Origin of the sequence: Adhaeribacter swui (genome assembly GCF_014217805.1) — a bacterium.
In the GTDB taxonomy this organism is placed as follows: domain Bacteria; phylum Bacteroidota; class Bacteroidia; order Cytophagales; family Hymenobacteraceae; genus Adhaeribacter; species Adhaeribacter swui.
In genome coordinates this window covers 5879673-5892129 of the sequence record NZ_CP055156.1, presented here as the reverse complement: position 1 = coordinate 5892129, position 12457 = coordinate 5879673, and the positions used below count along the sequence as shown (strand labels likewise).

The following is a 12457-nucleotide window of genomic DNA, read 5'->3' as shown; positions in this document are numbered from 1 at the left end:
CAGTATTATTTTATTATTACCTGTTTATTATTTGATTATGAAGGTTTCTAGTTAGTATTAGACTGAAATTGTTAAATAGACACGGTTATGTAAGGGAAGAGTCCCAGAAATAAGAAAATTTAAAAAATTAAAATTTTCAGGGGAAATGGAAATAGTATTTAACTACTGTTTAAGGGAAGCACCTATCTAATACAAACAGCCAATAGCCGTAATCGTAGCTATAACATAATAGGTTGCGGGTGATTTTACTTATTTATTTGGGTTATTCCGAAAGAAACTATTTCGCGATATAGCCAAATAGATTCTTCCGGAATAAATGGTTGGGAGAAGAAATAAGCTGATTTTTTCTATCCCGTTATTCTGAAAAATTTAAAAAATTACAGAAGAATCTAACCAGTAGGTAACTGGTTAGATTCTTGAAAAATTATGGACAAAGCTAGAAAGAACAGGAAGTTAAATAATATTATCTAAGAAAGATTTAGTAAGGCTTAGGCCGCAGAAGCCTTACTACTTAAATGATATTATTTTTTAGAAACACCTTTTTGCCTGTTTTTGGGTTTTCGTGCTTTTTGCATTACACTCGCCAAGCTTACTGCGGCACCTCCGTTATTTTTGCTTTCTTCGGCTGCTTCCATAAAGGCGAATATCTCTAAAGTTTCCTGCGAACTTACTGGCGCCTGGCCTGTACGAAAAAACTTTACTATTTCTACAACCAAGGATCTGTAGCCTTCCCAAGGGCCAACAACAGCAATTCCTTTTTCTCCGAAGGCATTTCCTCCAAAATCCTGGGCGCCTGTTCGTATACCTCTAAATGTTCCGATACGGTTATCTTCCCAGAGGCCAACTACTACATCCGTGCCTTCGGTGTAATATCGCTGTACACTCTTGCAGCCAGTACCCATCACAGTGAAGAGCGCTTCTACACCATGAACACCATACCAGAATAGATCAGGGTGGGTTTTTTCTATTACGGCAGGACTATACGTATCGGCTCCCATAACTTTACCTATTTTTCCCTTCACAATTTGCTGGGCACTATCCATGTATCTTAAAGAAGACGCCGAAAATACAGGTACCTTGTGTTGCGCAGCGGCCTCAAAAATGGACAAAGCATCGGCTAAGGAGGCTGCAATTGGCTTATCTATGAAAAGCGGCTTGCCCGCCTTAATTACGGGCAAAGCTTGTTCTAAATGCAACCGGCCATCATTAGTTTCTAACAATACCACATCTACCTTTGAAAGTAGGGCATCGATAGAATCAACAATCTCGATACCCATCTTTTTCATTTCTGCCGTAAAAGTTGGCATCACCTTTAAACTAAATTCAATGTCGTTGCTGCCTTTCGGGTATGCGGCAACAACCCGGAAACCTGCTAAGTCAGCGCCTTTGTTCGGGTCATTTAAAGCTTGCGTAAACTTTACGCTATGCTCTGTATCTAAACCTATGATTCCGACTTTGGTTTCTGCTGCTACGGATTCTTTGGCATATAAGGCATTTTTGGTAACAGCCAGTCCAATACCGGCAACGGTGGTAATTTTTAAAAATTTACGGCGATTAGTATGTTTCTTCATTAAGCTATTTTTACTAATATGGCTGTTGCCATAGATTAAACAACCCTTCTTTCTATAAGTGATTCCGGAATGAAACACCCGGCCAAAGAAGTAATTTTAAATTTTTATAAGGTAATTACTTGGCCGGTTCTTACAGATTCATCACAGGCAAATGCTATTCGCAAACTATTAATGGCATCCTGGATGTGGTCGCTCAAATCCATATCTTCCTGTATAGATTTTAAGAAAAAGCGCTGTTCCCGATTACAAAGCTCCTGATGGTCGGGTTCGTCTTCGAGGTTTATCCATTGATCTTCTTTCTGGAATTGACCTTCTTTATTGAGTTCGGCATGATGAAAGCGCAGTGATTCTGTTTTTGTATGCGCCTCAATAGAATCGGAATTTCCATTTGCTCCTGCCTCTTTGGCCACAATGGATACAGAACCTCTGGGCCCAATCACGTCTTTTACAAAAAAAGCGGTTTCACTGATCATTGGCCCCCAGCCCGCTTCGTACCAGCCCACAGACCCATCCTCGAATCTAATTTGTAATTGGCCATAATTGTAATTTCCAGCGGGAATCTTATCCGTTAGCCGTGCCCCAATAGCACTCACCTGCATTGGTTTAGAACGTGTCATTTGGCACATGACATCAATATAGTGCACACCGCAGTCAACAATTGGGCTCAGGCTTTTCATTAAATTGCAGTGAACAGCCCATTTATCGCCGTGGCTTTGTTGGTTCAGATTCATCCGCATAACCAGCGGTTTACCCAGTTCCTGACTTAATTGGATAAAGCGTTCCCAGGAAGGATGATGACGTAAAATGTAGCCTATTACTAACTTCTTTTTAGCTTTTTTGGCTGCCTGAGCCACGCGTTCGGCTCCTGCGACGGAGTTGGCTAAAGGTTTTTCTATAAATACATGACAACCTGCTTCCAGTGCTTTAATGGCGTAACTTTCATGGGTATCGGGATACGTAGAAATACAAACAGCCCCAGGATTTGTATTTTTCAACGCCTCTTCGAAGTTATTAAATAAGGGATAGCCGCCACCTAGCTTCTGGTTTAAAACTTCTTTGCTTTTACCGGTAGAAACCAGGCCGCAAATTTCAAATCCGTCTAAGGTATGATAAGACCAGGCATGCGATGCTCCCATGTTGCCGCATCCCACAACCAGGATACGTAAACGTTCTGTGTTATTAAACATAAAAAAATGTGATATACTAGGTTAAAAAATTATTAAGTAACCCGCTATAGTTTTTAACTATTCGGGAATGATGATTAGTCAGGAATATAGAATAGGCAATAAGTACCACAAACCGGGTGCTTATTATAATGCAACTTAAACCGGTGTTTTAATCGCCCTTTTTTGGCTGATTGACTGGATTGTTTTTTCTCTAAAAAAAATTAAAAATAACAGTCCTACCCCCATGGCGATGGTAGCGGGACTTAGCCACACGGATTGCCAATCATAATTTAAGAGGCTGCCTTTGGGAGAGACAAACTTTTCGGTTACAAAGCCCGAAATATAAGACCCTATTAACATCCCGATGCCGTAAGTTGCAAAGGTGATCATGCCTTGGGCTGCATTCCGGATGGATTGTTCCGCTCTTCTATCAATATAAATCTGACCTGTTACAAAAAAGAAATCATAGCAAATTCCGTGTAAAATAATCCCGCTGTATAACATCCAAGCTTCTGTTTCATTATTGCCAAATGCAAAAAGCATATACCGGATTATCCAGGCAAAAATGCCCAAAAGCATCATTTTCTTTATTCCAAACCTGCTAAAAAATAAAGGCATTGATAACATAAAAAGAAATTCGGAAGCCTGACCAAGAGTCATGATACCGGCGGCATTTTTCACGCCCAAGTCATTTAAGAACGGATTGGTGAAGTTGTAATAAAATGCCAGCGGTATACAAACCGCAATAGAAGTAAGAAAGAAAACAATAAATGATCGGTCTTTGAAAAGAACTAACGCCTCTAATCCTAAAATGGAGGATAAGCTGGCGCTTCTTTTTTGGGGAGGAGTATGGGGCAGGAAAAAACTAAAAACACCTAACACCAAAGAACATGCCGCCGCTATGCGAAAAGTAAGAGATGATCCTTCCATATCCATAAACCCAATTAAAAGACCCGCGGCAATCCAACCGGCCGTGCCTAACACGCGAACAGAAGGAAACTCTTTGCCAGGATCTTTCATCTGGGAGAAAGATATACCATTTGCCAGCGACATAGTAGGCATGTACAGCAGCGTATATAAAAGTATCAGCCACCAGAACTCCTCGAAATGCTTTACGGTACTAATATAATACAGGGTGCAAGCGCCCAGTAAATGCAATAATCCCAATACTTTTTGCGCAGAAAAAAAACGATCGGCAATCAGGCCAATAAATATGGGGGAAATAATAGCGGCGATAGAAAGATTGGCGTAAGCCGTACCAACCTGAATAGCATCTGCCTTTAAGGACGTTAATAGATAAGTGCCCATGGTAACGTACCAAGCACCCCATACAAAGTACTCGAGCAGCATGAGTATGGACAAGCGTATTCTAATAGAGAATTTCATAATCTATTTTTAGAGGATAGAAAAACAGCCGTTTACTCTTAATTAGAAAAATAAAGCCAGTCGATGTCGAAGAGATTGCTTGAAGTGTCCTTCTCTTTAGCAAAAATTAAAAATAGATCATGTTTTCCTTTTGTCTCTTTTAAAGAAGCTACCATTTCGGTCCATCCAGTTTTTTCATCGGCTGCCTGACCCGCCGGAATAGAAATTGTACTCACAAGAGGTCCATCTATTTTACCTAAACGTACTTCAATTTTTCCACCAACGCCTCGTTTAAACAACCGGTATTTTATATTCTTCAGGTTTGTAAAATCTATTTGATTAAATTTTACAAAATTCCCATGCCGTACACTGGAGTAAGTGAGAAATTCGGTAGTAACCGTTCTGAGGGTAATATTACCGCCATCATAATCTTCAATTTGCACCAAAGGATTGCGTAAGGTTATATAACTGCGTGCCGAAAGCGGTTCTATTTTATTTGCGCCTTTATCGGTATAATTGGCCATTAATAGATAAGAGCCCTCATTACCTTTGCCAAGATGGTCTTTCAGTGTCACGGCTCCCTGCATCGGGAGTGATTGATTGCCCTGGTTTAAGGACAGGATATAGTTCACGATTTCTTTGGCATCTTCAGCCGCCAAATCCGGATGCGAAGACATCATTCTTTTGCCCCAGTTACCACTTCCGCCTTTTATAACTTTTTGCGCTAATTTATCAACCATTTCCGCCTTTCCAGTATACCTTGCTGCAATAGCAGAATAGGCAGGTCCTACTGATACCTGATTTACAGAATGACACGCTTTACAATCCAGATTATTTAATAAATACTGGCCTTTAACAAATTGCAGGTTATTGGAAGTTTGCGGATTGGTCAAAGCAACTGCAATATCTTTTCCGCGGGGGAGGAAATTTAAACTAATATTAACTTTACTAGTATCTATCCGTTGATCTTCTTTATCGCTTACTTGTACTTTATAGTCTAATACAGTATTGTTCCAGTAAAAACTCTGATTAGCGGCTGTTATAATATCAACAACTGGTGGAGCATTGCCCACTTTAATTTCTACATTCGAGGTGCCGGTTTCTTCATGATTGTCGGTTACGGTTAAAGCCACCTTGTAAACGCCTGGTTTATTAAAGGTGTGCGAAATATTTTCTCCTTTTAATTCTTTTCCTTCTATTAACCATTTGTATTCTAAAGAATCCTCTTTATCAAAATCCTTGGAATCAGCAGCAGAAAGTTGCAATTTGAAAGGAGCTGCTCCATACAAATTACTGGTATTTATTTTGGCTAAGGGCTTACGATTTCCTTCAGAATATTCAATTCGGATTAGTTGTGCATCTGTGTTCTTGGCAAACCAATTTGTTCCATACTCCAGAATATAGATGGCACCATCCGTTGCAAACTTTATATCAGTGGGAGCATTAAACGGAAGATGATCCAGGAATGGCTCCATACGTAAAAAGTTTTTATCTTTATCAAAGGTTACAGCCATAAACCAGCGCCTTACCCAATCATAGATAATAAGCTTTTCATCATAATAGGGGGGCAACTTAAATGGTGCATCCGCAAATAAATCAGAATAATAAACCGGGCCAGCCATGGCACTTTCACCTCCTTTACCCACCAAAGGAAATTTTTTTGAATTGCCATCTCCGTACCAAATCATGGCTGGTTGGGCGGGTGGTAGATTTTTAATGCCGGTATTATTAGGAGAGTTATTAATTGGTACGGAAGGATTGAACTTAGGGCCTTCTTTCTTGGTGGCAAAGTCGTAATAAGGAAAGGCCTCGTTGTTGCCTAAGAAATAAGGCCAACCGAAAAAGCCTGGTTTTCTAGCCTGGTTTACTTCATCAAAACTCAATGTCCCTTCCGAAGAGGGTACTTTGGTATCGGGACCTATATCGCCCCAATAAACATAGTTGTTTTTCATGTCCACGGTAAAACGGTATGGATTACGATGGCCCATGGTATAAATTTCGGGTCTGGTCTTCGGTGTTCCTTTAGGAAATAAATTACCTTCCGGAATGGAGTAGGTGCCGTTTGGCTCTGGCTTTATTCTTAATATCTTTCCTCTTAAATCATTACTATTGGCAGCTGTTGCCTGGTCATCGGCCAGGGCTCTTCCGGGGCGCTCATCAATGGGAATGTAGCCTTCCGTTTCTTCGGCATTGGTATTATCTCCCGTAGAAAGATAGAGCAAACCATCGGGGCCAAATTGAATGTATCCCGCAGAATGGCAGCAGTATTGCCTTTGGGTAGGAATTTCTAATAAGGTTTTTTCAGTAGCTCGCAGCAGATTACCTTCTTTTAACTCCATCCGGGATAAACGGTTAATAGCTTTATCTCCGGCTACTGCATAATAAAAGTAAACCCAATTATTATTTTTAAAATCCGGGTCAAGTGCTGCGCCTAACAAACCATCCTCAATACCACTAAATACATCAAAATTTGCTATTGTCTCGGTTTGGTTTTTTGTAGCACTGTAAAGTTTAACTGCCCCTTTCCGCTCTACAAACAAAACATCGTTATTAGGAAGTATTGCCAACTGCATGGGTTCGTCTAAACCTTGGGCTAATACCTGATACGTATATCGACTTGCCTCTGGTACTGCCAGCGTAGTAGCTTTACTGTAATCAGGCAATCTATTATTGCCAATTGCGTAGGCCAAAGACTTTTGTAAATCATCGCCGGTAAAATCCTGATTTAAAATTTTTAAATTTCCTGCATCTTGTTTCTGGTCTACTCCAGTAGGCAACTCGTTCCAGGCTTGGAGCCAAGGCCATTCTTTTTGGGTGAGCAAGGTATCCTTTATCGCCACAATTCCTCCCCCTTCGGCTTCTAAATAGCGCTTTAAGGCATTTATTGCTTTATAATCTAATTTATTAAGAGTAGAAAAGTCAACAAAAATACTGCTGTATTGCTGGAGCGAATCTTCTTGAAAATAATTTAAATCAGGTGCCTTGGTATAGTGCCAGCCTGCTTTTTCAACGGTCTGTGATAACGATTTTTCAAATTTTGCTCCGCCCGCTTCTGTATGTAGAAGTATATTCGTTTTCGAACGTTTAGAGGTGGAATTACACGCGGAAAGGCAAATAAATAAGGATACAATAATAAGACTTAATTTCATATTAAGTTAATAAACTGCTGCTAATAGATGCTTTTAAAAATAGTAAGCTATACCCAAGGATAAGAAGAAATAATATAAAATTTTCTCTCCTTATCCTCAGGCAGCTACATGGGAGGGTTAATAACCCGGGTTTTGCACGATAGATCCTCCCGAACGTTCTATTTCAATTTGGGGAATAGGAAACACTTCATTTATTCCTTTCTTGAAATTAGCGCCTTTCCCATTAGAACCAGGTTTGTTGGAATATTCATTCATGGTTTTGGCCAATAATCCCCATCGGATAAGGTCATATAACCGGTGATATTCTAACGCCAGCTCCACTCTTCTTTCATGGCGTAAAGCTTTCTGCAAATCATCAGAAACTTTAACCTCGGCCAAGGGTACATTGGGTATTTCTATTAAGCGTTTAATGGCTTCTACATCTTCTCTGCGGGAATTACTGGCGCGTTGTCTAACCATGTTTATGTAATTAGCGGCTTCTTGTCTGTCTCCGCCACTTTCTATCAAAGCCTCCGCATACATTAATAATACATCGGCGTACCGGATTGGATGATACGTCCAGGCATCGTTTCCCCAACCCTGACCACGCCGTGACTCCGGAAGATAAACCTTGCGGTTATGGTAACCGTTGTTAGGATAAGCAGAAAAGTCTAAAACTTCCTGTCCGGAACCGCTTTTGGGGAAAATATCTCCCTGACTTAGTACCGAGTATAATAAACGCGGATCGCCTTCCTCAAACTCATTCACTAAGTCTTGCGTTGGTACATCAAATCCCCAGCCACCAGTGGTGCCACGCGGCGAAGTATAAACGGGAATGGTGCTGCCATAAATAAATGCAGCCGGATTATCGCCCATTATAATGGAAAAAACAGCTTCTTTGGTTTTGTACCCGTCCTGTAAAAATATTTCTTGGTACTGCGGATGTAATGCAAATGCTTTAGAATCTATTACTTTTTTAGCCGCATCTTTTGCTTTGGGGTATAAGTCCTTATTATCTTTTGCAAAAAACAAATAAGCTCTGGCTTGTAAGGCCCAAACTGCTTCTTTAGTAACCCTTCCTAGTTCTGAAGCAGGTATTGCGTTACTGGAAGGTAAGTTTGGCTCATTCGCAACAGCTGTTAACTCTTCATCAATAAAAGCAAATACTTCTTCGGCCGTAGCCCGTTTAATCGAAGTTCTGTCTTCTACTAATAAGGTTTTTGTTATTAAAGGAACACCACCAAAAGTCCGGACTAAATCTAAATAAAAGTAAGCTCTTAAAAACCGAATTTCTGCTAAATAGCGTTGCTTTACTTCTTCCGCTAATGGGTTGCCTTGCGCATCCAGGAGCGGGGTAACGGTTAGCTTTTCTAAGGCAATGTTGCTATTTCCGATAGCTTTGTAGCACGCAGCCCAAAAACCTTGCAGGGTTTCGTTATTAGATAAGGCGCGCCCAAAGCCCAGGTCTGTTACAAATGGCCTGTCTCCTGCATCAGAGCCGCCTTTGTCACTATCATCGGTGGCCATATTGCCTAATTCAGCCCGGGCCGCCTGATATCCCCAAAAATCATAAAAACCCAAGTAAACATTAAGCAATGTTTTATAGCCTGCATCGGATGAAGAATAAAAATTTTCATCTGTTTGATTACCCAGAGGTGGTTGATCCAGAAAGTCGTCTGAACATGCAGTCCAGACTAAAGAAAAACATAAGGTTATTATATATGTCAGCTTTTTCATAACGATATTCCTAATTTTAAAAATTTTTAAAATTTAGCATTTACCCCGAACATAAACGTTCTGGCTTGTGGATAATACCCTTGATCGATGCCGGTAAGCTTTGGATCATAAGACCCGATTTCGGGGTCTAACCCGGAGTATTTGGTAAAGGTTAACAAGTTCTGAGCGCCCACAAAAAACCGGAGTTGTTGGTCTCTTGCTTGGTTAAGCCACTTTGCGGGCAGGTTATAGCCGATCTGAATATTCTTTAAACGCAGGTAAGAACCATCTTCAACAAAATAATTCGACACATTGGTGTTAAGTCCTGCATTCTGAGAAACCTTATAGTGTTCGTTCGTACTACCAGGGCCATTCCAAGCTTTGTCCAGAAATCCCTTAGGCGCATTATACCAGCCAGTACCTGCTTCGGTATCGTATCGCAGAATATTCATGACATCATTACCCTGCGAACCTTGGAAAAATAAATTGACATCGAAGCCTTTATAAGCTGCATTTAAGGTAAGGCCATACACAAAATCTGGCCAAGGGTTGCCGATCAAAGTCCGGTCACTGGCATTTAAGATACCATCTGGCCCGGGTATTATCCGGCCGTTGGCATCGGTACCATTTATATCTTTAAAGCGCAGGTCACCGGGAGTAGAAAGACCTTTTTGCGGACTATTGTTTACTTCTTCCTGGGTCTGAAAAATGCCATCGGTAAGCCAACCAAAATAATAACCCACCGGCATGCCTTCTTCGGTTTTGGTTATGGTTTCTCCTAAATGGGCAGTGGAGTAGATGGGTTCACCACCTCCTAATGTAAGTACCTCATTCTTGAACGTAGAAATGTTGGCCAGCACGCTATAATTAAAGGCGCCTAATTTATTTTTATGAGATATCTGGAACTCCCAACCTTTGTTAACCATACTTCCAGCGTTCGACCACGGGAAATTAGGATAGCCCATGGTAGTAGGCAGTGGTACAATCATCAGCATGTCATCTACTTGCTTGTTAAAGTAATCGGCCACAAACCCGATTTTTCCGTTCAGGAAATCTAATTCTAAACCAATATCGGCCTGTTTAGATGTTTCCCACTGTAAGTTAGGGTTACCAATAGAGGTGCGACCGGCGCCTAAATAAGCCGTATTAACATCGCCAAATAAATAGCGGCTGGTATTTCCGTATGTAGAAAGATAGGCTCCGCTCCCAATATTCTGGTTGCCAATTAAGCCATAACTGCCTCTTAATTTCCCGCTGTTAAACCAGGCTGGGATTACAGCTTGTAAAAACTCTTCTTCCGTAAACCGCCAGGCTCCGGAAACGGAGGGGAAGGTGCCCCAGCGGTTCTCTTTAGCAAATCGGGAAGTGCCATCGCGACGAATATTAGCGGTTAAAATGTATCTATCAGCAAAATTGTAACTAATACGACCAAAGTAAGAAGCCAGGGAATTAGATCCGGAAAACCCAGATGCGCCCGGGTTGATAGTTGCGGCATTTATGATGCGCATATCTTCGTCGTTATTCACTAAACCTTGCTTGGAGGCTCCGTATTCTAAGGCCTTGGTAAGTTCTGCTGACCCACCGGCTAAAGCTGTCACATGATGGTTTCCCCAGGTTCGGTCGAAGGTTAAGGTGTTTTCCCAAATAAAGTAATTGGTCCACCAGGAATAATTACTAATTGAATTTAAAACGCTTCTCTCTTCCGGATCTAAATCGTAGCGGGGCGTAAATCCGCGAGATAAATCCCGCCGGATATCTAAACCAAAATTACTTCGAAAAGCCAGCGGATCCAGAATTTTAAATTCTGCATTGGCCCCACCTTTAAAGTTAATTCCTTCCCAAATGCTTTGGCGCATTCTTTCTATCTGAGCCACCGGGTTAGGTTTGTTGGAGTATAAAACCCCGGCATACTGTGAGAATGGGTTATTGGCCTCGTACCCATCCAGAATGTTTTCCATGAAAGAGGGCACCTCTTTTAAATTATTGCGATAAACCGGAGTGATTGGATCAGCAGTCATTGCACTAAAGATGGTACCCGTATAAGGGTTGTTCTCATCAATATTCCGGCGGCTTTCATAAACTATAGCGAAGTTAGTACCGAACTTTATTCTTTCTGATAACTGGGCATCCAGATTAGTACGCCAGGAAATCCGGTTATAATCGGAGCCCTTTACAATACCTTTCTGGTCCATGTAGCCTAAAGAAGAAGAATAGCCTAGATTTTTACTGCCGCCAGAAAAAGAAAGGTTATGGTTTTGCAAGGGCGCTTGGTTGTCAATAATTTTTGCCCACCAATCGTTGCCACCAGGACCTGAGTTGGCATTAACAAAACGTAATACTTCATCAATGCGGGCCGGAGTAGAAAAATGAGAAGGAAGCGGCGCATTTACTGCCTGAGCAGCCCGGTTTTTATATTCTATAAATTCTTCAGCATTAAGCATGTGCGGCCTTTTCCATGCCGATTGAAATCCATAATAAGCATCATACGAAACACTTATTGGACGCTCTGTTTTGCTTCCTCTTTTTGTTGTGATAATAACTACCCCATTCGATGCCCGGGAGCCATAAATAGCTGCGGCCGAGGCATCTTTATGAATGTCCATCGATTCAATATCATTAGGGTTTAACCACCCAATGCTACTTTGTGGTAACCCATCTACCAGATATAAAGGATCATTACTGCCGTTTACAGAACCAATACCTCTAATGCGAACAACGCCCATAGAGCCTGGGCTGCCACTGCTTTGCGTTACCATTACACCAGCTGCTTTTCCCTGCAGGGCATCAGAAGCACTTCTAACTGGCATATTTTTTATTTCGTTGCCACTTACGCTACTAACAGCTCCCGTTATTTCTTTCTTTTCTACTGTACCATAACCAACTACTACCACCTCGCTTAAAGCTTTTACATCCGGGGCTAATGTTACATTAAGGGTAGTTGCATTACCTATAACAACTTCTTTCGATAGAAAACCAATGTAAGAGAAAACCAGAGTGCCCTTATTATCAGGTACAACTAACGAGTAATTGCCAGAAACATCCGTACTGCTTCCTGTGGAGGTGCCTTTTAGCACTACCGTTACCCCAATTAAAGGCTCCCCAGACTCGGAAGTTACTTTTCCGGTAAGGGTTACATCTACACTGGCTTTAGAGGCTGAATTTTGGGTTTCAGGTTTACTTACTTCTTTGGGTTTGATTACAACCGTTTTATTTAAAATTTCATAAGTAAAGGGTTGGTTTTCGAAGCATTTTTCTAAAGCTTCTTCCAAGGTTACTTCTTTAAGGTGCAGATTTACTGGCCGGGCTTTTTGTAGTAAATCAACTTTGTAGAAAAAAGAATAGTTGGTTTGCTTCCGTAATGATTTAAATACCTTTTCTAAAGAAATATTATTCTCCGAAATGGTGATTTGTTGTGAAACTGCTCTAGCACTTACCTGCAGACAGATAACTGTTAGTAAAATAACAAGCTTCATAATTAAAAATGGTTTGGGTGGATAGAAATAAGGAAGCG

Annotated in this window: 6 protein-coding genes; all 6 read right to left on the bottom strand. The window is 41.1% G+C overall.

Going from position 1 to position 12457, the window contains the following annotated elements; genetic code table 11:
- Positions 1–521 precede the first annotated feature (521 nt).
- Positions 522–1571 (bottom strand): Gfo/Idh/MocA family protein, encoded by a 1050-nt coding sequence (locus HUW51_RS24215; protein WP_185272152.1) that lies wholly within the window; start codon positions 1569–1571, stop codon positions 522–524.
- A 104-nt stretch (positions 1572–1675) separates the two neighbouring features.
- Positions 1676–2758 (bottom strand): Gfo/Idh/MocA family protein, encoded by a 1083-nt coding sequence (locus tag HUW51_RS24210; RefSeq protein WP_185272151.1) that lies wholly within the window; start codon positions 2756–2758, stop codon positions 1676–1678.
- Between the two features lie 135 nt (positions 2759–2893).
- Positions 2894–4123, bottom strand: coding sequence for a nucleoside permease (locus HUW51_RS24205; protein WP_185272150.1), 1230 nt, complete (start codon positions 4121–4123; stop codon positions 2894–2896).
- Between the two features lie 38 nt (positions 4124–4161).
- Complete coding sequence (locus tag HUW51_RS24200; protein ID WP_185272149.1) at positions 4162–7251, bottom strand: PQQ-dependent sugar dehydrogenase; 3090 nt, start codon at positions 7249–7251, stop codon at positions 4162–4164.
- A gap of 117 nt (positions 7252–7368) precedes the next feature.
- Positions 7369–8967 (bottom strand): RagB/SusD family nutrient uptake outer membrane protein, encoded by a 1599-nt coding sequence (locus tag HUW51_RS24195; protein WP_185272148.1) that lies wholly within the window; start codon positions 8965–8967, stop codon positions 7369–7371.
- 26 nt (positions 8968–8993) lie between these two features.
- Positions 8994–12419, bottom strand: coding sequence for a TonB-dependent receptor (locus tag HUW51_RS24190; protein ID WP_185272147.1), 3426 nt, complete (start codon positions 12417–12419; stop codon positions 8994–8996).
- Positions 12420–12457 lie beyond the last annotated feature (38 nt).